A 23,504-nucleotide genomic window follows, 5' to 3' on the forward strand; every position below is an offset into this window, starting at 1 on the left:
GGGCGCGTCCCACGCTGACATCCGGGCGATGCCAAATCTTCATCTTCTCTTCACCGCGGCACTGTCCAAACCGTAGGTATGGCCGAAGCATTCGGCGTATGTTGAGCGTAACGGGTGATGAAGCCGTCATTGCCCGCTGAACGGGGCAGCACTCCCCGCGAGGAGCCACAGTGGTAGCGAAACAGGAAATCCCATCAACCGCCCCCGCCGTCTCGGCAGAGACTGCCACCCAGGCGGCATCGGCGGCAGGTACCCGGACATTCGTCCTGGACACCTCGGTGTTGATCGCAGACCCCCACGCCATGTTGCGCTTTGCCGAACACCATGTGGTCCTGCCGTTGACAGTGATCACCGAACTCGAGCACAAGCGCAACGACCCCACGCTGGGCTATTTTGCCCGCGAGGCACTGCGGACCCTTGAGGAGCTGGGCCGCAAGAACGGCGGGCTGGCCAATGACATGGAGGTCGGCAAGCAGGGTGGCACCCTGCGCGTGGAACTGAACCACATTGCGTCCAACGTCTTGCCGGTGGGGTTCCGCAACGCGGACAACGACACCCGCATCCTCTCCGTCGCCAAGGCCATGCTCGACGGGGGCCTGGATGTCACGCTGGTGTCCAAGGACACTCCCATGCGCATCAAGGCCTCGGCCATGGGCCTGACGGCGGAGGAATACCGCAACGAGCTCATTGCCGACTCCGGCTGGACCGGCGTGCACGAGATGGACGTGAGCCAGGAGGACATGTCCGCGCTCTACTCAGATGAATCCCTTGAGCTTGAGGAAGCAGCCGATCAGCCGGTGAACACCGGGCTGATCCTGCACTCCCCGCGCGGCTCGGCCCTGGGCAGGGTGGACCGCAACCACCTGGTGCGCCTGGTGCGCGGAGACCGCGAGGCCTTCGGGCTGCGCGGCCGCTCCGCCGAACAGCGCCTGGCCCTGGACCTGCTGCTCGACAAGGAAGTCGGCATCGTCTCGCTCGGCGGCCGCGCCGGCACCGGCAAATCGGCGCTCGCACTGTGTGCAGGGCTCGAAGCGGTCATGGAACGCCGTGAGCACCGCAAGATCATGGTCTTCCGCCCGCTCTACGCGGTCGGCGGCCAGGAGCTGGGCTACCTCCCCGGCGCCGAGGCGGAGAAGATGAACCCCTGGGCGCAGGCCGTGTTCGACACCCTGGGCTCGGTGGTCTCCAAGAACGCCATCGACGAGGTCATGAGCCGGGGCATGCTCGAGGTGCTGCCGCTGACCCACATCCGCGGGCGCTCGCTGCACGACGCGTTCGTGATCGTCGACGAGGCGCAATCGCTTGAGCGCAACGTGCTGCTCACGGTGCTCTCGCGCATCGGGCAGAACTCCAAGGTGATCCTCACCCACGACGTGGCCCAACGCGACAACCTGCGGGTGGGGCGGCACGACGGCGTCGCGGCGGTGGTCGAGCAGCTCAAGGGCCACCACCTCTTCGGGCACGTGACCCTGACCCGCTCCGAGCGCTCCGAGATCGCCGCGCTGGTCACCGAGCTGCTTGAAGACCGCATCCACTAGCCGGGTGCAACTCCGGGGCGCGCCCGCGGTCCTAGGCCGCCGGCCCGCCCCGGTGCCGTGCGCTGCCCGGAGTCTGCGGCCCGGGGGTGTCGGCCAGCCCCGGGATCGGCCACACCGGTGCATGCCGCACGTCGCTGAGCGAGGCCAGTGGCTGGGTGAAAAGCCCGTCGATCATGTATTCGTCCACGGCGGTGATGACCGCCCGGTGTTCGAGCCCGGCGTCAGGACCGTCGAGCACCCGGCGCAGCACGCAGACGCCGGTGGCCCGGTCGAGGCGGATCAGCGTGAGGCCGGTGCCCAGCAGCGGCGCATCGTTGATGACCGGGGCGTAGGAATGGCCGCGGGAGAGTTCTGCCTCAATGCATTCGCGGCCCGATTCGTCCGTGAACACCCGCAGCGAGTGGATGGTGCTGGGATGGGGGAAGGCCATGTCGGCAGGAGCCGGTGCGAAGCCGGCGATCTCGACCGGATCCAGGAACGCACTCCACAGGCCCACGGGCATCAATGCGTTGCCATAGGCGGCCTCCGGCCGCCGGGAGACCAGGCCGTCGTCCCCGTACACCGGGGCCAATAGTTGGGGCGGCAGCAACCAGCTTTTGCGGGTGGCCGCCACGAAGCCGGCATCGCGCGAATCGTAGATGTGCTCGGTGCGGAAGAGCACCGCACCGTCCTCGTCCTCGACACGGATGGCGTCGGGGCGCCTGATCAGCACCGTGAGGTGCGTGGGCAGGCTCGGGGCGGCAAAGGCCAACGCCTGCCGTTCCTTGTCGGTGACGCCGATCCGGATCTGGAGGGTGTTCCACAGCCAGGGGGAGGACCGGGCGAGCCGACGAAAATGGCCCATGAGCTCCTTGCCCGGCGCCCTGTCGGGGTCGGGGAATACGTCAGCGCCACGGTGCTGGTCCATGCCTTCAGTGTAGCGAGGAGTCACATTGCGGGGGATTGTCCCGCCGGTGGCGTGCCGCCGCGGACGGCGGCGGCGGGCACCGCGTAAGGTTTGGCCCATGCCGCAACTCATCCTGCAGTGGTTTGCCGCCGACCCGGTCCTGGCCACGGTGGCGGGAATCCTGGCAACGCTGGCCCTGGCGCTGTACCTGTTCAACGCCGTGCGCCTGACCATCATCGACTTCAAGTCGCACCTGCTGCCCAACCGCATCCTGGGCCCGTGGTTCATCGCCGCCCTGGCGCTGCTGGGCGCTGCCGCATTGTTGGCCGGAGAACCCATGATCCTGTTGCGCATGGTGCTGGGAGCGGTGATCCTGTTCGCCGGTTACCTGGTGCTGCACCTGATTGCGCCCGCGGGCATGGGGCTGGGGGACGTGAAGCTCGCCGCCGTGCTGGGACTTTACCTCGGTTTCCTCTCCTACACCCACCTGTTGTGGGCCACCGCCTTTGCCTTCATCATCGGGGCCCTGTGGTCGGTGGTGTTGCTTTTGGCGCGCAAGGTCACGCTGCGGTCCTCCGTTGCCTTCGGTCCCTTCATGCTGGCGGGCGGGGCCCTTGCCCTGGCTGTGGCCGGTTAGCCAAGCCAAGACCACGCCCGGAATCCACTCGACACGAAAGACACCGGAACACCGCCATGCCCACACCAGAATTCATCGTCCAAATGCGCCGGAAGATCGGCAATGACCCGCTGTGGCTGCCCGGCGTCAAGGCCGTGGTGATCCACGAGGGCCGCGTGCTGTTGGTCCGCCGGGCCGACAACGGGCGCTGGACGCTTCCGGCCGGCATCCTGGAGCCGGGCGAGGAGCCCGCCATCGCGGCGGTGCGCGAGGTGTTTGAGGAGACCGCGGTGCACTGCGCCGTCACCCGGCTGGTCGGGGTGGCAACCACCGACGAGGCGGTGTATCCCAACGGGGACCGCGCCCGATACCTGGACATCATCCTGGCCGGCGAGTATCTGGGCGGGGAGGCAAAGGTCAACGACGACGAGAACCTCGAGGTCGGATGGTTCGTACTGGGCCAGCTGCCGGCACTGCCGCCCAAGCACCAACGTGCCATCGACTGGACCCTCGAGCCCAGGGAAGCCGGCCACTTCATCACCGGTTGACCGGACCCGGCGAGGTTCCTGGTCGCAGACGAAAGTGCCCCGCCAGACCTGCAGCCATTCCCGGTCAGGGGAGCGGTTGGGGGGGTCGTGCGGGGCACCGGCGCCGGGGGAGGGAGGCACGGACCTAGCGGTCGGTCTCCGGCGACCGGTCGTTGTCAGGACGAGCGCGGGAGACTGCCGCGGAAACCTTGGTGCCATGGCGTTCCGCATCTTCCAGCGCCTGGGCCTCCTCGCCGCCGATGGCCTCGCCGCGTGCCACCATCCCGGCAGTGTCCGAGAGCTTGACCTGCTTGAGGAAGAGCGCCAGTACGAAGGCGATGAGGATGAACGGGATCAGGTACCAGAACACCGGTGCCAGCGAATCGGCGTAGGCGGTGACGATGCCGTCCCGGACGGCCTCGGGCAGCTGCGCCATGGTCTGCGGATCCAGCGTCGCGGTGGCGTTGCCGGCATCCTCGGCGCTCGCGCCGGCGCCGGTGAAGACCTCGGTCAGCTTCTCGGAGAGCCGGTTGGTGAACATGGCCCCGAAGATCGCCACGCCCAGCGACGCACCGACCTCACGGAAGTAGTTGTTCGTGGAGGTCGCGGTGCCGACCATGGCGGGATCCACGGCGTTCTGCACCACCAGCACGACGACCTGCATGATCAGTCCCAGGCCGGCACCGAACACGAAGAGGTACACGCAGACCAGCCACAGCGGGGTGGCTGCCGAGAGCGTGGTGAAGGCAAGCATGGCCCCGGCGGTGACCAGGGCGCCGGCGATCGGGTAGCCCTTGTACTTGCCGGTCTTGGTGATCGCGATGCCCGAGTAGATGCTGGTGCCCATCATGCCGACCATCATCGGGACCATCAGCAGCCCGGAGACGGCCGCGGAGGTGCCCGAGGACATCTGCAGGAAGGTGGGAACGAATGCGATGGCTGCGAACATGCCCAGGCCCAGGGTGAAGCCGATGGCCGTGGCGTTGACGAAGACCGGGTTCCTGAACAGCGACAGCGGGATGATCGGGTCCTCGGCACGTGCTTCGACGATGACGAAGAGCACGATGGCGGCCAGCATGCCCACGCCCCAACCCCAGGTTTCCATGGCGCCCCAGCCATGGTTTTTCGAGCCGCCGAAGTCGGTGAAGAAGATCAGGCAGGTGGTGGCGATCGAGAGCAGCAGCACGCCGAGGATGTCGATTTTCTTGGTGGCCTTCTTGCTCGGCAGCTTCAGCGCGAACCAGGCGATCAGGAAGGCGCCGATGCCGATGGGGATGTTGATGTAGAACGCCCACTGCCAGGTCATGTGGTCGACGAAGAAGCCGCCCAACAATGGTCCGGCGACCGCGGAGAGTCCAAAGATGGCGCCCAGTGGGCCCATGTACTTCCCGCGCTCGGAGGCCGGGACAATGTCGGCGATGATGGCCTGCGAGAGGATCATCAGCCCGCCGCCGCCCAGGCCCTGCATGGCGCGGAAGAACACGAACATCCAGAAGGTGCCGGCGAACGCGGCTCCCACGGAGGCCAAGGTGAACAGCGCGATGGCGATCAGGAAGAGGTTGCGCCTGCCCAGCACGTCGCCGAACTTGCCGTAGATCGGCATCACGATGGTGGTGGCCAGGAGGTAGGCGGTGGTGATCCAGGCCTGGTGTTCGACTCCGCCGAGCTGGCCCACAATGGTGGGCATGGCGGTGGAGACGATGGTCTGGTCCAGGGAGGAGAGCATCATGCCGGCGATCAGCGCGGAGAAGATGATCCAGATGCGCCGTTGCGTCAGCAGCAACGGCGCCGGGCCCGGGGGTGTGCGGGGCGCGGTGGTGGTGGACATGCGGTGGTGTTCCTTGCGTGTGATGGAAATGACGGGTGGTGCGTCGGACCGTCGGGTCAGGTGGCGGGGGGATCCCCGTGCAGCAGGGGCTGGCCGAACAATTCCCGGGTCTGGTGCATGACGGAGAGGAATTCTTCCTCCAGCGATGGCCCGTCTGGTGAAGCCAGGTAGCGTTCGATGGCACGGTGGGTGGCGAACTGCAGGGCGTGCGCCAGCATGCCGATGCCGCTGTGGTCGGCTTCGACTCCTTCGCGCCTGGCCACCATGGCGGTGAATTCGGCCTGGCGTTCCGGGCCGACCTTCATCATGCGGGCCAGCAGTTCCGGCTCGCGGTGCAGGATCGTGAAGAAGCCGTGGACACCGCGGATCTCGGCGTCGTCGATGCGCAGCTGTTCCCGCACCAAGGCCACCAGGTCGGCCAGCAGGGTGGGGGAGATGCCGACGGTGCCGACGGGCCGGGCGTTCATGAACCGCTCGAGCGCCTCGGCTGGCAGCCCGTCCTCGGCGTGCCCGAAGACGGCGTCGAGCTTGGTGGCGAAGTAGTTGAAGAAGGTGCGCCGCGAGATCCCCACGCGGGCGCAGAGTTCCTCGACGGTGAACCCCGCAAAGCCGTTTTCCGCCGTCAGCTCGCGTGCGTTCCGCGAGATGGACAGCCGGGTTTTCAGCATGCGGGCGCCGAGGCCCGGCGGGGTGCCCGGCTCGCCGACAACCCCAATTGCACTATTCTTCATAGAGTGCAGTTTTGCACTATTGGTTGTTGGGTGCAACTTAAGTGGGCCCGCTCACGGAACGCCCCAGCGCCCCTCGGTTCCGCCGTCCGGACACGCAAACGGCGGCCCGCCGAGGAATGGATAGACATTCCTCGACGGGCCGCCGCTGCTTGCGGGGGTGTTGGGTTGGTGTCAGTGCTTGCCGGTCATGGTGGTGACATCGAGCAGTTCATCGAGCTGGGCCTCGGTGAGATCGCCACGCTCGACGAAGCCCAGCGCCACCGTGGCCTCGCGGACCGTGAGCGAATCGGCAACTGCCTTCTTGGCGATCTTCGCGGCGCTCTCGTAGCCGATGAGCTTGTTCAACGGGGTGACGATGGAGGGGGAGGCCTCGGCCAGGAAGCGGGCGCGTTCCACGTTCGCGGTGATCCCGTCGACCATCTTCGTCGCCATGACCCGGGTGGTGTTGCCCAGCAGGCGGATTGACTCGAGCAGGTTCGAGGCCATCACCGGAATGCCGACGTTCAACTCGAACGCCCCGTTGGTCCCTGACCATGCGATCGCGGTGTCGTTGCCGATCACCTGGGCGGCGACCATGATCGCTGCCTCGGAGATCACCGGGTTGACCTTGCCCGGCATGATCGATGAGCCCGGCTGCAGGTCGGGGATCGCGATCTCGCCCAGTCCGGTGTTCGGTCCTGATCCCATCCAGCGCAGGTCGTTGTTGATCTTCATCAGCGAGATCGCGATGTTGCGCAGCTGGGCCGAGGCCTCGATGAGTCCGTCGCGGTTGGCTTGGGCCTCGAAGTGGTTGCGGGCCTCGGTCAGCGGCAGGCCGGTGTCCGAGGCGAGCAGCTCGATGACGCGTTCGGGGAACCCCTCGGGGGTGTTGATGCCGGTGCCCACCGCGGTGCCGCCCAAGGGCACCTCGGCCACCCGCGGAAGCGAGGCCAGGATGCGCTCGACGCCGTAGCGCATCTGGGCGGCGTAGCCGCCGAATTCCTGGCCCAGGGTCACCGGGGTCGCGTCCATCAGGTGGGTGCGCCCGGACTTCACCACGTCCTTGAACTCGACTGCCTTGGCCTCCAGGGATGCTGCCAGCACCTCGAGGCCCGGGACGACGTCGCCCAGCAGCCCGGCGGTCGCGGCGACGTGCACCGAGGTGGGGAATACGTCGTTGGAGGACTGCGAGGCATTGACGTGGTCGTTGGGGTGCACCACGGTGTCCGAGCCGGCCGCGGCCAGTGCGCGGGTGGCCAGCTCGGCCAGCACCTCGTTCATGTTCATGTTGCTCGAGGTGCCCGAACCGGTCTGGAACACGTCGATGGGAAAGTGTTCGTCGTACTTGTTGGCGGCGACCTCGTCGGCGGCTGCCATGATCGCGTTCGCCCGCTCGGCATCCAGCACGCCCAATTCCAGGTTGGCGCCTGCCGCGGCCTTCTTCACCTGGGCCAGCGCGCGGATGTGCGTGGCCTCGAGCTTCTTGCCGGAGATCGGGAAGTTCTCCACGGCCCGCTGGGTCTGGGCCCGGTAGAGGGCTGCGGCCGGTACGCGGACCTCGCCCATGGTGTCGTGTTCAATGCGGAAGTCTGCAGAAGTGTCCATGCCAGACACGCTACGCCGCATGTACCCGGTTCGGCAGTGGCCGGACGCACAGTTCACCCCAATGGCGAACGCGGGAATAAAAAGCGCCCGCGGCAGGTCCCGGGAAACCGGTCCGGCCGCGGGCGCAGAGGTGCCGGCTAAAGGACGCCGAAGCCGGAGACCATTTCCGCCTTGCCCTCGGCCAGGCGGTAGGTCACCCCGATCACCGCGGTGCGGCCCTCCTCCACGGCGGAGGAAACGATGCGCGACTGTTCCACCAGGCGGTGGCTTGTCTGCTGGACGTGCTCGACGACGGTGGTGTTGACGTCGCGGATGCCGTTGCGCCGGGCGGTGATCACCGACGGGGTGATGTGCTCGACGAGGTCGCGGATGAAGCCAGGGGGCATGGTTCCGCTTTCCACCGAGTCGATCGTTGCCGTCACGGCGCCGCAGGAGTCGTGGCCCAACACCACGATCAACGGGACGTTCAGCATGGCGACCGAGTACTCCAGGGAGCCCAGGGCCGCCGAGTCGATCACGTGCCCTGCGGTGCGCACCACGAAGACGTCGCCCAGGCCCAGGTCGAAAATGATTTCTGCAGCGAGACGCGAATCCGAGCAGCCGAAGATGACGGCAAAGGGGTGCTGCTTGTCCACCAGGAACTGGCGGCGCAGCGCGTCCTGGTTGGGATGGTCGGTTTGGCCGGCCACGAAGCGGGAGTTGCCCTCGCGCAGTTTGCGCCAGGCTTCTGCGGGAGTCAGCTCAAGGTGGTCGACGGAGACGTCGGAATCATTCATGTTCTTTAGCTTAGACGCCCGAGGCAGGGCACGCCGGTGAATGTATTGTGTCGAATATCTCATCCGGGCGCCGTGGCCGGATGCTGTGGGGGCGGGAGCTAGTTGGCGGGGATCTCGTGCTGGGCCAGGCGGGCCAGCTTGTCGAGGGTGTCCAAGCCGCTGTCACTGGTCAGCACGATGGTGGAGGCCCCGCGCGTCGAGACCAGTATTTGGTCGTTGTCCTTGGTGCGCAGTTCCCAGTCGGTCCCGTCTACGGTGTGGGTGCCGGCGGGGGTGGCGTTTTCGGTGGCCGCTGCCAGCCATGACGGGTTGGCCCCGGCTGTCTGCTTGACCCACACGAACTCGTCGTCCTTGGTGACGACCCCGAATTCCCAGTACTTGATTCCGTCGACATTCCCGGTGATCCAACGCGCGAAGTTCACGTAGTCGCCCTCGGGAAGGTTCGGTGCCCAGGGCGTGAAATCCGCATCCGCCGCGGCCTGCGAGGCAACATCGGCGACATCCACCGGCGCGCGGAAGGTCTCGGCCTTGTCCGCCGGGTTGATGAGGATGACCGGGACCGCCACCGCCACGGTGAGCAACACCGAAATGATCATGCCCTTGAGTGTTTGGTTGGCGCGCTTGGCCTGCTTGGGAGTCAGCACCGGCTTGACGGGCTGCTGCGCATCGGCAGGTGCCGAACCAAGCCCGTGCGACGGCACGGCCGTGTCCGCGGACGCCGGGGTGTTGGCGGATGCAGGGGTGTTGACGGGTACGGCTGGGCCTTCGGGGTGTTCACTCACCCCTCCATTCTCGCGCATCCGCCGCGCAGAATCTAAACGGGCGGCCCCGGGCTCCGCGGGCTGCCGGATGCGTCGCACAAGTCGTAGCCAACGGGGAGTAAGCGGCGACGGGAGATATGATGGGAGCTGTTGGCCCCTCGGCAAACTAACAGATCTCAACGACGAGGAAGACCGTGACTGAAGCCACGAATTTTGCCCACCTGTCCCCACGACTTTCAGTCGGCGACGCTGAACCGGACCGCAACCTTGCCCTTGAGCTGGTGCGTGCCACCGAGGCCGCCGCCATCGCCTCCAGCCCCTGGGTTGGTTTCGGCGACAAGAACGCCGCCGACGGCGCTGCCGTCGACGCCATGCGCTCGCTGCTCTCCACCGTGTCCTTCAATGGCGTTGTCGTCATCGGCGAAGGCGAAAAAGACGAAGCCCCGATGCTGTTCAATGGCGAACGCGTGGGCGACGGAACCGGCGCCGAATGCGACGTCGCAGTTGACCCGATCGACGGCACCCGCCTGACCGCCCTGGGCATCAACAACGCGCTCTCGGTTCTGGCCGTTGCCGACCGCGGCTCCATGTTCGACCCCTCCGCGGTCTTCTACATGGAAAAGCTTGTCACCGGGCCCGAGGCTGCCGAGCTGGTTGACCTGCGCCTGCCGGTCAAGCAGAACCTGCACCTGATTGCCAAGGCCAAGGGCAAGAAGATCAACCAGATCACCGTGTGCATCCTTGACCGCCCGCGCCACGCGGGCCTGGTCGACGAGATCCGCGCCGCCGGCGCACGCACCAAGTTCATCATGGACGGCGATGTTGCCGGCGCGATTGCAGCCACCCGCGAGAACACCGGTGTGGATGTGCTGATGGGCGTCGGCGGAACTCCCGAAGGCATCGTCACCGCCTGCGCCATCAAGTCGCTCGGCGGCATCATCCAGGGCCGCCTGTGGCCCACGGACGACGACGAGAAGCAGCGGGCCATCGACGCCGGCCACGACCTGGACCGGGTGCTGACCACCAACGACCTGGTCACCTCCGACAACTGCTACTTTGCCGCGACCGGCATCACCGACGGCGACCTGCTGCGCGGGGTGCGGTACAAGAACAACCGCATCCACACCCAGTCGATCGTGATGCGCTCCAAGTCGGGCACCATCCGCATCGTCGACGGCGAGCACCAGTCCGACAAGTGGGAAGCCTACACGCGCTAGACCACACCGGCGGCAGTGCCGCGCGGACATGGCGAGGCCCGGCAGGAAGTGATTCCTGCCGGGCCTCGCTGCGTCTTGGCTGCCGCAGGACCTAGGAGAGCGGCTGCGGCGTCACGGCGAAGGCGCGCCCCGCCGCATTGGCGCTGCGCCGAGCCATGGCCGGGGCCTCGTTGGCGCCGATGAACAGCGAGTCGCCGCGGCGCAGGAGCTCGTCCCCGCGCGGGGTGTCGATGAGCACCTCTCCCTCGATGCAGAGCACGATGACCGGGCCGTTGGCGGCCACCGGCACGTCCCCGCCGCCCATGTCGGCGGCATCGGACACGGCGGCCAGCTCGATGTGCTGGAGCTGGAACTCGGCAAAGGGCGGGGTGAAGACCTGTTGGCCGTACATGGTCTCGGTGGCTTCCAGATGCGGGACGCCCAGGGCCTCGAAGCTGCTGACGCGCAGCAGCTCGGGCACGTCGATGTGCTTGGGGGTCAATCCGCCGCGCAGCACGTTGTCGGAGTTGGCCATGACCTCCACGCCGAGCCCGCGCAGGTAGGCGTGCACGTTTCCGGCACCCAGGTAGATGGCCTGCCCGGGTTCCAGCACCACCAGGTTCAGCAGCAGCGAGACCAGCACGCCGATGTCTTCCGGATAGTGTTCGTTGATCCGTGGCAGCTCCGCCAGCGAGGGGTGTTCGGCCAGTGCAGGGTTCGCTTCCACGGCGCGCAGCGCGGCGGCACCAAGCCGCCCAAGCTCCGGGGATCCGCCGAGCAGGTATTCGCAGCTCGAGCGCAGCGCCTCGGACTCGTCGGGGTTCGAGAGCAGCGAGACGATCTTGGCGCAGGTTTCCGCCGGCTCGGCTTCCAGCGCCGCGCCCAGGGTGCCAAAGAGACCGGCGGTCTCCGCGGGGGAGCGGAAGCCGCTCAAGGCGGCGAAATCGGTCAGCGCGTAGATCATTTCCGGCTTGTGCGAGCCGTCGCGGTAGTTGCGCCGGGGAGCATCGGAGGCCAGGCCCGCGGCATTCTCCGCCGCGTAACCGGCGGCTGCCTGCTCGGCGGAGGGGTGCACCTGGATGGACAGCGGCTTGCCCGCTGCCAGCAGCTTCATCAGGAACGGCAGCCGGCCGTATGCACCGGCCACCTCGGGACCCAGCAGCCCCTGGGGGTCGGCGGCTATCAGCCGGTCCAGGCCGGTGTCCACGCCACCGGGCTGTCCATCGGAGGCCAGCGAAGGAGCGGAGGGGTGGGCGCCGAGCCACATTTCGGCCTCCGGCTTGCCGCTGGGATCGGTGCCCAGAAGCCCGCTGATGGCGCCGGTGGATCCCCAGGCATAATCACGGATGGTGTTTGTCAGGCGATACATCGTTGTCCTTCAGGCTATGGGGATTTATGTGCCCGGACGGGTCAGGGCACCGAGCATTCGTTGTTGTTGGCTGCGATTTTTGCCAGCAGGTCGGTGCGGCCGATTTGCTCGAGGGTGACCAGGTAGCGCTCGGTCAGCTCCGACCCGTCGGGCTGTGCCGTGGGTGCGTCGGAGGGTGCCGTGTTGATCTTGCCGGGCTCGGAATTCCGCTCGGTCCCGGAATCCTTGGTCGACTTTGCCGGGGCGGAGGATTCCTTCTCCTTGGCCGATTCCTTGGTTGCCTCCGCGGACTTCTTGGCCGGGGATTCGTTTTGCGCGGCGATGAGTTCGTCGATGCGCGAGTGGATCTCGTCGAACTTCGGGTAGGTGGAGAATTTGTCGCCCGCGGACCCGAAGTCGGGGGCACCCAGGGTCAGGCGCTTGAACGGGGTCTGGCGGGCCTTGTCGGCCAGGTTCAGGAACGATCCGAGCTGCTGCTGCGGAATGTCGGTTTCCACCAGTTGCTCGCCGGCATCCATGATCGAGGTGAAGCGCGTGAGCATGGTCTTGGGGCTGAACTGGGAAATCATGGCCTGTTGCAGGCACTGCTGGCGCGCGATGCGGTGGTAATCGGAGGTGAAGTCGCGCGAGCGGGCGAACCAGAGGGCCTGCTTCCCGGTGAGCGTCTGCTCGCCGGGGGCGAACCAGTGGGTGTTGACCGAGGAGTTGGGCCAGCTCTTGCCGTTGTAGGGGACCCAGCCGCCGGAGTCGACCTTGACCCCGCCCATGGCGTTGATGAACCCGGCGAACCCGGCCATGTCGATCATCACGTACGACTGGACCTTCAGACCCGTGCTGCCCTCGATGGCGTCCATGGTGGCTTCCGCACCGGGGTTGGCCGCATCCGGGTACAGGTCGGCGTGGTTGTCGGTGGCGTCGCGATAGATCGCGTTGAACAGGCACTCGTCCCCGCAGTTGTACCCCTCGGGGTAGATCTTGCGCATGGGGGAGTCCTTGGAGAACTGGGCGTTCTGCATATTGCGCGGGATGGAGATCAGCAACGACTTGCCGGTCTTGGCATCGACGGACAGCAGCGACATGGAATCGGTGCGTACCCCCTCGCGGTTGCCCGCCGAGTCGGCGCCGAACACGGCGATGTTGTAGCGTCCGTCAACCGGCTTGAAGGCAGGTCCGGCGGTAAAGACGCTGGAGATGGTCTCGCGGCCCTTGTTCATCACGAATGCGCCGTAGCCCAGGGACCCGGTGATGGCCAGGGCCACCACCAGCAACGTGGCGGTCAGCCCGATCCTGGCCCCGGGGGCCAGATACCGGGGGCGGATGATCGCCAGCGTGTTCAGGAACATCAAGAGCCAGCCGGCCGCCAGCACCACCAGCAGCAACGAGGATCCCAGCTGCACCCAGGCCTGGGCAAAGAATCCAAGCAGCCAGTCGCGTTTGAGCAGTGCGAGCGCCAGCACCACCAGGAGCAAAGCCCAGCAGGTGATGGTGACGCGCATGACGAACCCGCCAAGGGCGCGATTCCCGGAAACCCATTGGGCGCTGCCGGGGAAGAACGTTGTCAGCAGCAGCAGGAACAGTGCGCGCTTGGAACGCACCGGTGCCGGGGCCGAGACGGGGTCCGGTAGCAGGTCGGGGTCGTGGGACGAGCGGCGGGTCGATGTCATAGGGGTCCTTACGCGCCGGGGGCTTCGGAGGCGACGGCGGCCCGCAGGGCGGCGCCCTTGTCGGCTGCGACCTGGCGCAGCTCGGCGGCGAAGTCGATGAGTTTTTCCTGCAGTGCGGCGGCGAGCTCGTCAGTGCCGGTGGCGAGCATCCGCACTGCCAGCAGGCCGGCGTTGCGTGCCCCGCCGATGGAGACGGTGGCGACCGGCACGCCGGCGGGCATCTGGACGATGGAGAGCAACGAGTCCATGCCGTCGAGCGTCTTCAGCGGCACCGGAACGCCGATGACCGGCAGCGGGGTGACCGAGGCGAGCATGCCCGGCAGGTGGGCGGCGCCGCCGGCTCCGGCAATGATCACGCGGATGCCGCGGGTGTGGGCTTCCTTGCCGTAGGCGATCATGTCCTCGGGCATGCGGTGGGCGGAGACGACGTCGGCTTCGAAGGGGATGCCGAATTCGCGCAGCGCCTCGGCGGCCAGCTTCATGACGGGCCAGTCCGAGTCGGAGCCCATGACCAGGGAAACCAGGGGTGCGGGGGTGCTCAAGAAGTTTGTCCTTCGGTGGTGGATGCGGGGGCCGGGGAAGGCACGCCGTCACGGATCAATGAGGCCACGGTGTTGGCGCGGGCGCGCAGCGAGTCAACGGATTCCCCGGGTTCGGAGACCACGTTGACGTGGCCGATCTTGCGTCCCGGACGCACGGACTTGCCGTAGGCGTGGACCTTCACGCGCGGTTCGGCGGCCAAGGCGGCCTGAAACGCGGTGAACAGGTCCTGGTTGGCCCCGCCGAGGTAATTCTTCATCACGGTGGTCTCGGCCAGTGCGTCGGTGGCTCCCAGCGGCAGGTCAAGGACCGCGCGCAGGTGCTGTTCGAACTGGCTGGTGATCGAGCCGTTCATGGTCCAGTGTCCGGTGTTGTGCGGGCGCATGGCAAGTTCGTTGATGACGAACCCGGCACCGGAGCCGGGGGTCTCGAAGAGTTCGGCTGCCATCACGCCGGTGACGCCGAAGGCCTCGGCGATGCGCAGTGCCGCCTGCTCGGCTGCCGCCTCGACGGCCGGGTCCAGGCCCGGTGCGGGGGCAATGACTTCGTCGCAGACGCCGTCGACCTGGATGGTGTGCACCACTGGCCAGGCCTTGGCCTCGCCGCCGGGGTTGCGGGCAACAAGGGCGGAGAGTTCGCGCGTGAAGGCGACCTTGTCCTCGGCCAGCAGTGCGCCGTTGCCGAACCAATCCGCCGCCGCGCGGGCATCTTCTTCCGTCTCGATCATGCGCACGCCCTTGCCGTCATAGCCGCCGCGAGGGGTCTTCAGCACGATCGGCCAGCCGATCTTCTGGCCGAAGGCCACCAGCTCATCAACGGTTTCCACCGCTGCCCACTCGGGGTTGGGCAGGCCCAGCGCGGCGATGGCCTCGCGCATCACGAGCTTGTCCTGGGCATGGATCAGCGCGGCCGGGCGCGGCTGGACGTTGACGCCTTCGGCGATCAGCGCCTGCAGGTGCTCATTGGGCACGTGCTCGTGGTCGAACGTCAGGACATCGACTCCGCGGGCGAATTCACGTAGCGTCGCCAAATCCGTATAGTCACCTACCGGGGCGGAAGCAACACTGCGCGCGGCAGAGACATCCGGGCCCTCGGCCAGGATGCGTAGTTCGAAGCCGAGATTCAGGGCCTCGGGAGCCATCATTCGGGCAAGTTGGCCTCCGCCAACAACGCCAATCACTGGAAACATCACCCGCTTAGCCTACCGAACGCGGGGCCCAACCTATGTTGTCCATGGCGAGTTTGGACACCATTGGCGGTGAACATTCAGTGAACCGCATTAGAATAGTTTGGTTGGCCGTCCAGGGAAATGACGGCCCAACCGCACCGGACGCGCAGCAGCGAGCCACGCGGCATACGGTGCATTGAGACGAATCCATGGAGGATCATGCTGAAAGAGATCTGGCGCAAACTCTTGGGCCTGGCGTCCATGATGTGGCGCGAAGTCGCCAAATTCGGCGTGGTCGGGGGTGTCGCGTTCATCATCGACTCGGGCATCTACCTGTGGATGCTCGAGGGGCCCATGGATGACTCCGAGGTCAAGGCAAAAATCATTGCCGGCGTCGTGGCCACGATGTTTTCGTGGGTGGCCAACCGCTTCTGGACCTTCCGCCATCGCCGGCAGGCCAACGTGGTGCGCGAGCTCGTAATGTTCCTCATCATGAACGCCATCGGGCTGGGAATCGCCGCAGCATGTGTGTTCATCACCAAGTACTGGATCGGCCTGACCGACACCACCAGCCTGTTTATTGCGGGTTCCGTGGTCGGCCTGGTGCTGGGCACGATCTTCCGGTTCTTCGCCTACCGTTTCTGGGTCTTTGGCGAGGAAATGGATGCCGAAGAGGAATTCGCCCACGACCGCGAGCTGCTGCACGTCGGCCTCGAGCCGGCTGATGCGGAGCGTGGCGCTTCCGCGCCGCCCCGGGCCCCGGGAACGCCTGACGGCGTCGTCTAGTGCCGGTGGGCCCGGCACGTTGATACCTACAGCCCCGGGATGTTCCCCCTCTTGCTTCTCCACCACCGGTGGAGGGAAAAGCCAGGGAGCATCCCGGGGTTTTTCATGCCCGCCGGAGGCCGGGCCCTTGGCTTGCGGCCTATGATTCCCGATCCAGGCGCGTCACCACGCGTTCGCCGCCGAGCAGCGAGTCGCTGATCTTTACGCCGTCTTCCACCAGAACCACAGGGTTCCCCGCGCTCCACAGCGACACCAGGACCGGAAGGAGCCGTTCCAGCGGCCACGCGGTGCTCAGCAGGGTGGTGCCGCTTGCCCCGGTTTCGGGCAGCTCGGCGAACAGCTGGGTGTAGGCCATCGAGCCGGCGGGCCCCTGCAATGCCGTGGCGGACGTATCGATGGGGGAGGGGTTGAACGAATCCGCGTAGGCGCGGACCTCTGAGGCGTAATCGGTGGCACCAACCGGCAGCGGGCCGTCGAAGGCCATGGCCAGGGCCGGCAGGGGAACGGCGATGACCTCGACGCTGCCGTTGACTGCTAGGGTTTCCGTGTCGGCGGTAATAAATATGTCGACATCTCCGGGATCCGTTCCGGGGGCCACGCAGCGCACTTCGGCGCCCAGGTGCCAGCACGCCAAGGCCAGCGCCGCGGACTTCCAATGGCCGGGCATGTCGGTGGCAACAATGCTCCCCGGGGCTAAATCGAATTCTTCGTGCAATAGGTTCGCGCTCTTGGCGACCCAGTTGTCAAAAACGCGTCCACTGAGTTCCACGCGTTCCCCGCCCTGGGAGTACCAGGTCAGGTACGGGTGGGTGGAATGGCGCATTGGAGCGAGCAGTGATTCGACGGGAGATAACGAGTTGGTATCAATGGTCATGGGAAGCTCCTTGTCAAGCCTGTGAATTCCCCGGGAATCCGGGGTTGGGCAAAATCGTGTGTGATCACGGCGAAATCTCGGGCGTGGCGTGACTCCAAATCTACGACATGTGTGGCTAAAATCGACGGCCGCACTTGACGCAACGGGAGTTACACCAGTGTAATTAGATAGTGCACCGTCAGGGAGAGAGAAATTGTCTCGCGACGGCTTTTTCTTGGAAGGCCGTCGACGTCGCTCTTATGGGTCATATTAGGTATCAAGTTCGTAACGGCGGAAGGTTAGTAAACCATGGGAAACGTGGATCGAAGCTTCAACGAGGCCGCAGCGACGGCGCCTACGCCACCTTATAGCGGGGGCCGAAGCGTTCCGGCGGACTGGTTTGTCGATCCGGCCGAGACAAGCCGGGCACAGGAATCCGACGGTTCGCAGGGCTTGACTCCCGCAGAGGAGACTGCCGCATTCCTGTTGGCGCACGACGCAGCCAGCGATCTGGTCGCTGACCCGACTCCCTCGTGGGCACCGAGCTTCGATGCCATGCCCGACGGCAAGAGCCCGGCCCAGGCCATCTGGATCGGCTTGGGTGCCGAGGACGAAGAAGGCGAACTGGGCTGGCAGTCCGAGGCACTGTGTGCACAGACCGACCCCGAGGCATTCTTCCCCGAAAAGGGAGGATCGACCAGGGATGCCAAGCGTGTCTGCGGCGCCTGCAATGTGCGCTCCGAATGCCTTGAATATGCACTGACCAACGACGAACGGTTCGGAATTTGGGGCGGACTGTCCGAGCGTGAACGTCGTCGCTTGCGGAAACGAGCAGTCTAATTCTCCCTACGATCCACGTCACCGCCATTGTGGCTGCCCACAATGGCGCAGCTTTTCTCCCCCGGACCCTGGCCGCCCTGCGCGATCAAACACGACTGATTGACCGCTTCGTCGGCGTCGACGCGTCGTCCACCGACGGTTCCGCCGACCTCCTGCGCCGGCAACTGCCCTCCGACGCCACCTTGCTTCAGGTCCCGGAGCACAGCTTCGGGCACTCGGTGATGGAAGCCGTGCAATCCCTCGGTGAGCCGCGCAAGGGGCGCACCGAATGGCTCTGGCTGATCCACGACGACTCGGTGCCCGAACTCAATGCCCTGGAAAAGCTCCTCACCGTGGTCGAGGCCACCGAGTCGGTCACCATCGCCGGGTGCAAGCAGCTTGATCTTGACTCCCCTCGCCGCCTGTTGGATGTGGGCCTGGGCATGAACAAGCATGCCGAGCGGCTGACGCTCATCGAGATCGACGAGGTTGACCAGGGCCAGTACGACGCCCGCACCGACTCCTTTGCCGTGACCAGTGCCGGAATGCTCATCCGCCGTGACGTCTTCGAGGCCCTGGGCGGTTTCGACCCGGCGCTGCCGGGACTGGGCGACGACATGGACCTGTGCTGGCGCAACCGCCTCATGGGCAACCGCGTGGTCATCGTGCCCGCAGCCAAGATCCACCACAAGGCAGCCGTGGTCCGCGCCCTGGCAGGACCGGCCGAAACCCGCCGCGCCGAGGTGTTCATGCGGCTCAAGCACGCCCCGGCCTGGGCCATCCCCTTCCTGGTCATCGGAGCGGTGCTGGGCGGGATCTACCGCTTCCTGCTCTCGCTGCTGGCCAAGGACCCGGGGTACGCCTTCGGCCAGTTGGGTGCCACCTTCAGGGCCGTCGGAACGCCGGTCAAGCTCTCCAGGTCCCGCTCCTCGGCCGCCGCCACCCGGCGTGTCCCACGCAAGTCCATCGCCCGGCTGCTCACCGATCAGGACCTGGTGCGCGAACACCGCAAGCACATGCTCGACTCCCTCGATGGCGAAAGCGTCTACGGGGACGGGACCGGCGCCACCGCCGCCCAGGTCCCCAGCGGGGACGCCCGCAACGACTTTGCGGCGCTGGCCGCACCCAACCGCACCTCTTCCTTCGTCAGTGCCATCATCGCCGTGATCGTCACCCTGGCCACCTCGCTGGTGGGTTTGCGCGCCCTGATCGGCGCCGAAGCAGTGGCCGGCGGGGCAATGCTCCCGCTCTCCACCAAGGCCTCCGAGATCTTCGCCAACGCCACCTCCTGGTGGGCCGACCTCGGGGCCGGCAGCCCCGCCGGCGGGGACCCCATCGACTACGTGTACTGGCTGGCCGCCCTGGCCGGCGGCGGAAACGCCAACGCCGCGGCCGTGGTGCTGACCCTGCTCGCCATGCCGCTGGCGGCGCTGGCCGCCTGGCTGGGCCTGGCCGCGGTCACCCGTTCCCGGGCCGCGCGCATGGTCGGCGCCCTGCTCTGGGGCCTGGCCCCGGCGATGCAGGTTTCGCTGGCTTCCGGCCGCGCCGGCAGCGTGCTGGTCCACGTCCTGGCACCGCTGTTCCTGCTGGCGCTGCTGCGCTCGGTCGGAGCCGCCATTGACTTCCGCACTGGCCGCGGAAACCGTCCGCTGCCCGCCTCGCGCCCGGGCACCGGAATGGTTCCCTCCTGGACCGCCGCCGCGGCGGCCGCCCTGCTGCTGGTGGGCATCGCCGCAGGTTCCCCCGCCGTGGGTCTTGCCCTGGTCGTGCTCATCGTCCTCGCCGCCATCGGGCTCCGCTCCCGTGCCCGGACCCTGTGGTGGGTGCCGCTTCCGGCACTGGTCTTCCACCTGCCGCTGGTCATCGCCGCGCTGGGCAACCCGCGCGTGCTGCTCACCGATCCCGGACTGCCCCTGCCCTTCGCCCCGGCACCGCTGTGGGCCCAGGGCCTGGGTTTCCCCACGGCCTTTGACCCGCTGGGAACCCCTGCCGGATTCGGCTTCCTGCCCGCCGGGCCCTGGGCACTGGTGCTGGCGCTGCTGGTCGGCGCCCCACTGCTCGCCTTCGCGCTCACCGGGCTCTTCGCCGGGGGCCGCAACAACTCCGCCTCGCTGGCCCGTAGCCTGTGGCTCGGCGGCGTGCTGATGCTTGCCGCCGGGTACGGCGCCTCGCTGGTGCCCGCCGCCGTGGCCGGGAACACCTTCGTCGCCGCCTTCAACGGGCCCTTTGTCTCCTTCTTCGCCCTGGCGCTGGTCTTTGCCGCGGGACTGGGGATCTCCGAGCTCCGGGCCGAGCGCCGCCAGGACGCACCGCCGGCCACCGGTGCGCGCACCGCTGCCACCGGCACCCTCGCCTGGGCCTCGGCCCTGCTGGGAATCTCCGTGCTGGTCGCCGGCGGGAACTGGATCGTGGCACAGCTCCCGGCCCCTGCCGGTGTTGCCACGGGAACCGACCTGGGCACCACCAGCGCCCTGCAGGCGGTATCCGCCCGCACCCTTCCCGCCACCGCCGCCGACCGCGGACTGGGACCCTATGAGGACCGCACGCTGGTCCTCGCACAGAACGGCGGCGGGGCGGTCAGCGCAGCACTGATGAACGGGGCAGGCACCACTGCCGATGCCCTGTCCCAGCCCGCAGCCGCAAACCGCCTCATCGGCAACGTGCCGGCCCCCGCCCTGCGTGAATCGGACGACGCCGACCGGTTCATCGAACAAACGGTTGCCACGCTCGTCTCCGACTCCGCCCTGGACCCGCGCGCGGAACTGGCGTCCCTCGGCGCCGGGTTCGTCGTGCTGCAGGATTCCCGGGCCACGACCTCGGCGCTGGTGGCACGCCTCGACGCGGTGCCCGGCCTGGTCCCGGTGGGACAGACCGAAGCCGGATGGCTGTGGCGCGTGGAACCGCTTGAGCGGATCCCCGGCGTGGACAACGCCACCGACTCCACCGCCCGCGTGCGCATCGTGGCGGGGGACAAGACCGTGGCACTGCTGCCCTCGCACCGCGGGGAGGTCACCGCTGCAACTGTCGAACCCGGCGAGGCCGGCCGGGTGCTGGCGATGGCCGAACGCGCCGACGCGGGCTGGAGCGCAACCCTGGACGGGGTAGAGCTCAAGCGCCTCGCCGTGGGCGCCGAGGCCGGCGGCGCAGCGGACGCCACCGGGACGGGCGTGGAAAACGCGCAATGGGCGCAGGGCTTTGAGCTCGGTGCCGCCGGCGGCACCCTGGAAGTGCACTACCTGAGCCCGTACAAGCTCCCGGTGGCCATGGCCCAGCTGGTGGTGCTGCTGCTGACCCTGCTGTTGGTCATCCCCATCCCGCGCAGCCGCCGTTTTGCCGCGCGCCGCCTGGATGAATACCGCACCCGCGGCAACGCGGAAAGCATCGACGAGCTCGACCGCGGGCACCATGGGGCCCACGCCAAGGAGACGAAGTGAAAAACGATTCCCGCAAGGCACGACGCGAAGCCGATCGCGTAGCCCAGGCCGCCCGCGAAGCCGCGGGACTGGCTCCGGGCGCCGCACTGCCCGCGGAACGGGACCAGGTGCCCGCCCCCGTGGCCGCAGCGCCACCGGCCCCGGAATCCGCCGACGCGGCAACGCCCCAATCGGCGACAGCACCCGCGGCCACCGTTCAGCCCGCCAAGGACGCCGACGCGGGGACGGACCCGAAGACCGAGGCTGCCTCCCCGGCGCCCGCCCCGGAGCGCGTCCACCGCGCCAAGACCCGCGGCAGGGCCTTGGGCCTGGTGGGCTCGCTGGGGGTGCTCTGCCTGGGCGCCGCGGCCATTGCCGCCGGATCGGTGTTTCCTCCCGCCACCGCCGCCACCGGCACCCCGGTCGCCCTGACCTCGCTGCCGGCGGGAGACGCGCTGGCCAGCTGCCCGGCGACGATGAAGCTGTTCACGGGCGCCGGTTCCGGCGTCGACCCGGAATTCGCCCCCGCATCCAAGGACGCCAGGACGGGTGTGCGCGCCGCGGTGCTCTCGGATTCCGCCGGCCGCATCCCGGGCACCGAAATGCTCAGAAACGATGCGGGCGTCGAGGCAACCATCGCCCCGCGGCTGTCGGCAGCCGAGGCAGCGAAGGCCACCGGCGCCGGCGCCGACGGCACCTCCGAGCGCAAGGGCGCACCGGGCGCGGTGAGCAACTACGCCGAGTCCCTCACGGTGCACGCCCAGCCGCTGGGCGGGGTGCAGTCCCTGGTCTCCGCCGTGCGTTCCTACTCCGCCGCCGACGGGGACCTTGCAGGGCTCGCCGCCGCGGGCTGCACGGCCCCGTCGGCCGAATCATGGCTCACCGGCGCGGTGACCACCCCCGGATCCACCGCGGTGCTGAACCTGGTCAACCCCTCGGCCTCCGTCGCCCAGGTGCGCGTTGACCTGCGCGGTGCCGACGGCATGGTCTCCGCACCCAGCCTCGGCGCGCTGGCGGTGGCACCGGGCGAGTCCAAGTCGATCATCCTCGCCGGGTACGCGCCGAACGAGAAGGCCCTCTCGGCCAAGGTCACTTCCTCCGGCGGCCGCATCAACGCCACCATCCAGCAAAGCACGTTGCGCGGGCTGGTCCCGGGCGGCGTCGACTATCTGGGTGGCTCGGCAACGGCCAACAACACCCAGGTGATCCCCGGGGTGGCGATCCTGGACCCGAAGCTTTCCGGCGAGCTGGCCAAGCCTGCGGCCAACTCCGACGCCGCCGCCGAACTGGTGCTTGCAGCGACCTCCGCCGAGGGCGCCACCGTCAAGGTGCGGGCCCTTGGCCGCAACGGCGAGGTCCCGATTCCCGGCGGCGGGGAAGTGGTGGTGGCCTCCAACGCCACCGCACGCATGCCGCTGGGCGGGCTTCCCGCCGGGCAGTACACCATCGTGGTCGAGGGCGACTCTGCGGTGAGCGCGAGCGTGAAAATGGTGCGAGGCACCAAGGCAAACGAACCCATCGACCTGGCCTGGGCCGGTGCCGCCAACCGGCTGGGCAGCGAAAACCTGATGGTGCTTCCGCCAGTGGGCAGGTCCACGCTGGTGCTCAACGCCCCCGAGGACACCGCCACCGTCTCGGTGCGCGCGCTGGGTGCCGACGGCAAGCTCTCGGCAACGCGGAACATCGAGCTGTCCGGCGGCAAGACCGTCGCGCTGGCCGCCAGCGACTTCGGGGCCGGCACCACGGCCCTGGTGCTCTCGGCCACCGGCGCCCCCGGCTACGCCTCCGCGGTGGTCCAGGACGGGGCCTTCGGCATTGCCGCGGTGCCGGTCAGCGACGCAGCACTGGGAAGCAAGGGCGTCCAGGTCCTGCTGCGCGACTAATCGTCCGGGCCGGCATCCCAGGACCCGTACCCGGGGTCAATGGCCTGCGGGTCCATGGCCCACAGGTCGGCCAGCTGTTCCACGATCGCCATGTGCACCATCTCCGGAAGCAGCTCGGCGCCGTGGCCGCATGCCTCCTCGATGGGGCGGCGGTAGAGCGTGACGCGTTCGGGGCGGCCGGGCCGCGCCGAACGGCTCGTGGCCCACGGCACCCGGGTCCCGGCAGCCCGCGCACGCTCCAGCACCTTGGCGGCGGGGACCATCATGATGCGGAAGTCGATGGCCGTCACCCGCTCGCCCCAGCGGTCGGCCAGACGCTCGGCCGATTCAACCAGCAGGTCCTCGAAGCGCTCGGCCCGGGTGCGCGACCCGGGCAGCGGTGCCAGGAGCAGTGGCCCGCGCCGGCCGCGTCCGTGCCGGTTGCGCTTGCGGTCGGCGTATCTCCGGGTACTCCCGCTGTGCAGCGAGGACGGATCGCGCCCGTCCAAATCGATCGACAGTTTTCCGGACATGACACCTAGCCTATGCCACCTCGGCCCCGCGGGAACCGCCTGCCGCACGGCGAT

20 protein-coding genes are annotated in these 23,504 nt (G+C 67.8%); 8 read left to right on the top strand and 12 right to left on the bottom strand.

What is annotated here, in order from left to right; genetic code table 11:
* The first annotated feature begins 170 nt into the window (after positions 1-170).
* Positions 171-1,538 (top strand): RNA 5'-3' helicase PhoH2, encoded by a 1,368-nt coding sequence (gene phoH2, locus ABD687_RS18500; protein WP_372342846.1) that lies wholly within the window; start codon positions 171-173, stop codon positions 1,536-1,538.
* A gap of 31 nt (positions 1,539-1,569) precedes the next feature.
* Here the strand turns inward: phoH2 and ABD687_RS18505 are convergent, their stop codons facing one another.
* Entirely contained in the window at positions 1,570-2,544 is a 975-nt protein-coding gene (locus ABD687_RS18505) for a hypothetical protein (protein ID WP_310289076.1), read from the bottom strand.
* Here ABD687_RS18505 and ABD687_RS18510 point away from each other — a divergent pair.
* Complete coding sequence (locus ABD687_RS18510; protein ID WP_310289073.1) at positions 2,543-3,061, top strand: prepilin peptidase; 519 nt, start codon at positions 2,543-2,545, stop codon at positions 3,059-3,061. The two genes, ABD687_RS18505 and ABD687_RS18510, sit on opposite strands and share 2 nt — an antisense overlap.
* Positions 3,062-3,117: 56 nt before the next feature.
* Positions 3,118-3,588 (top strand): NUDIX hydrolase, encoded by a 471-nt coding sequence (locus tag ABD687_RS18515; protein WP_310289070.1) that lies wholly within the window; start codon positions 3,118-3,120, stop codon positions 3,586-3,588.
* Between the two features lie 124 nt (positions 3,589-3,712).
* Here ABD687_RS18515 and ABD687_RS18520 read toward each other — a convergent pair whose 3' ends face one another.
* From ABD687_RS18520 to ABD687_RS18540, 5 genes are all read right to left on the bottom strand, one after another.
* Positions 3,713-5,395, bottom strand: coding sequence for an MDR family MFS transporter (locus ABD687_RS18520; RefSeq protein ID WP_310289066.1), 1,683 nt, complete (start codon positions 5,393-5,395; stop codon positions 3,713-3,715).
* 56 nt (positions 5,396-5,451) lie between these two features.
* Positions 5,452-6,126 (bottom strand): TetR/AcrR family transcriptional regulator, encoded by a 675-nt coding sequence (locus ABD687_RS18525; protein ID WP_310289063.1) that lies wholly within the window; start codon positions 6,124-6,126, stop codon positions 5,452-5,454.
* 171 nt (positions 6,127-6,297) lie between these two features.
* Entirely contained in the window at positions 6,298-7,710 is a 1,413-nt protein-coding gene (locus ABD687_RS18530; RefSeq protein ID WP_310289060.1) for a class II fumarate hydratase, read from the bottom strand.
* Positions 7,711-7,847: 137 nt separating this feature from the next.
* Positions 7,848-8,486, bottom strand: coding sequence for a carbonic anhydrase (locus ABD687_RS18535; RefSeq protein WP_302262782.1), 639 nt, complete (start codon positions 8,484-8,486; stop codon positions 7,848-7,850).
* A gap of 98 nt (positions 8,487-8,584) precedes the next feature.
* Positions 8,585-9,268, bottom strand: a complete 684-nt coding sequence (locus ABD687_RS18540) for a DUF4245 domain-containing protein (protein ID WP_310289056.1) — start codon at positions 9,266-9,268, stop codon at positions 8,585-8,587.
* Positions 9,269-9,441: 173 nt separating this feature from the next.
* Between ABD687_RS18540 and glpX the strand changes: the two genes are divergently transcribed.
* On the top strand, positions 9,442-10,464 hold the full coding sequence (gene glpX / locus ABD687_RS18545; protein WP_310289054.1) for a class II fructose-bisphosphatase: 1,023 nt from the start codon (positions 9,442-9,444) through the stop codon (positions 10,462-10,464).
* 91 nt (positions 10,465-10,555) lie between these two features.
* On the opposite strand, the gene manA is transcribed toward glpX, so the two are convergent.
* From manA to ABD687_RS18565, 4 genes are read right to left on the bottom strand one after another with little or no spacing between them, the layout of a single operon-like run.
* Positions 10,556-11,812, bottom strand: coding sequence for a mannose-6-phosphate isomerase, class I (gene manA, locus ABD687_RS18550; RefSeq protein WP_310289051.1), 1,257 nt, complete (start codon positions 11,810-11,812; stop codon positions 10,556-10,558).
* A 41-nt stretch (positions 11,813-11,853) separates the two neighbouring features.
* Positions 11,854-13,476: an LCP family protein gene (locus ABD687_RS18555; RefSeq protein ID WP_310289048.1), complete on the bottom strand. Its 1,623-nt coding sequence runs from the start codon at positions 13,474-13,476 to the stop codon at positions 11,854-11,856.
* Positions 13,477-13,484: 8 nt separating this feature from the next.
* Complete coding sequence (gene purE, locus ABD687_RS18560; RefSeq protein WP_310293390.1) at positions 13,485-13,985, bottom strand: 5-(carboxyamino)imidazole ribonucleotide mutase; 501 nt, start codon at positions 13,983-13,985, stop codon at positions 13,485-13,487.
* Between the two features lie 29 nt (positions 13,986-14,014).
* On the bottom strand, positions 14,015-15,160 hold the full coding sequence (locus ABD687_RS18565) for a 5-(carboxyamino)imidazole ribonucleotide synthase (RefSeq protein WP_377700319.1): 1,146 nt from the start codon (positions 15,158-15,160) through the stop codon (positions 14,015-14,017).
* Positions 15,161-15,403: 243 nt separating this feature from the next.
* On the opposite strand from ABD687_RS18565, the gene ABD687_RS18570 reads away from it, so the two are divergent.
* On the top strand, positions 15,404-15,970 hold the full coding sequence (locus ABD687_RS18570; protein ID WP_264268249.1) for a GtrA family protein: 567 nt from the start codon (positions 15,404-15,406) through the stop codon (positions 15,968-15,970).
* A 139-nt stretch (positions 15,971-16,109) separates the two neighbouring features.
* Here the strand turns inward: ABD687_RS18570 and ABD687_RS18575 are convergent, their stop codons facing one another.
* Positions 16,110-16,844 carry a TIGR03089 family protein gene (locus ABD687_RS18575; RefSeq protein ID WP_310289042.1) on the bottom strand — a complete coding sequence of 245 codons (735 nt, stop codon included), beginning with the start codon at positions 16,842-16,844 and terminating at the stop codon, positions 16,110-16,112.
* 288 nt (positions 16,845-17,132) lie between these two features.
* On the opposite strand from ABD687_RS18575, the gene ABD687_RS18580 reads away from it, so the two are divergent.
* Genes ABD687_RS18580 through ABD687_RS18590 form a run of 3 tightly spaced genes read left to right on the top strand, consistent with a single transcriptional unit; the run spans position 17,133 to position 22,938 of the window.
* On the top strand, positions 17,133-17,663 hold the full coding sequence (locus ABD687_RS18580; protein ID WP_310289039.1) for a WhiB family transcriptional regulator: 531 nt from the start codon (positions 17,133-17,135) through the stop codon (positions 17,661-17,663).
* Positions 17,664-17,692: 29 nt separating this feature from the next.
* Positions 17,693-21,076 (top strand): glycosyltransferase, encoded by a 3,384-nt coding sequence (locus tag ABD687_RS18585; protein ID WP_377700314.1) that lies wholly within the window; start codon positions 17,693-17,695, stop codon positions 21,074-21,076.
* The gene (locus ABD687_RS18590) at positions 21,073-22,938 is read left to right on the top strand and encodes a DUF5719 family protein (protein ID WP_310289035.1); all 1,866 of its coding nucleotides are present in this window, start codon (positions 21,073-21,075) and stop codon (positions 22,936-22,938) included. Before ABD687_RS18585 ends, ABD687_RS18590 begins: the two co-directional genes overlap by 4 nt.
* Here the strand turns inward: ABD687_RS18590 and ABD687_RS18595 are convergent.
* Positions 22,935-23,450, bottom strand: a complete 516-nt coding sequence (locus tag ABD687_RS18595; RefSeq protein WP_302262774.1) for a metallopeptidase family protein — start codon at positions 23,448-23,450, stop codon at positions 22,935-22,937. The two genes, ABD687_RS18590 and ABD687_RS18595, sit on opposite strands and share 4 nt — an antisense overlap.
* Positions 23,451-23,504: the final 54 nt, after the last annotated feature.

It is taken from the genome of Paeniglutamicibacter sulfureus (assembly GCF_039535115.1).
Lineage (GTDB): Bacteria > Actinomycetota > Actinomycetes > Actinomycetales > Micrococcaceae > Paeniglutamicibacter > Paeniglutamicibacter sulfureus.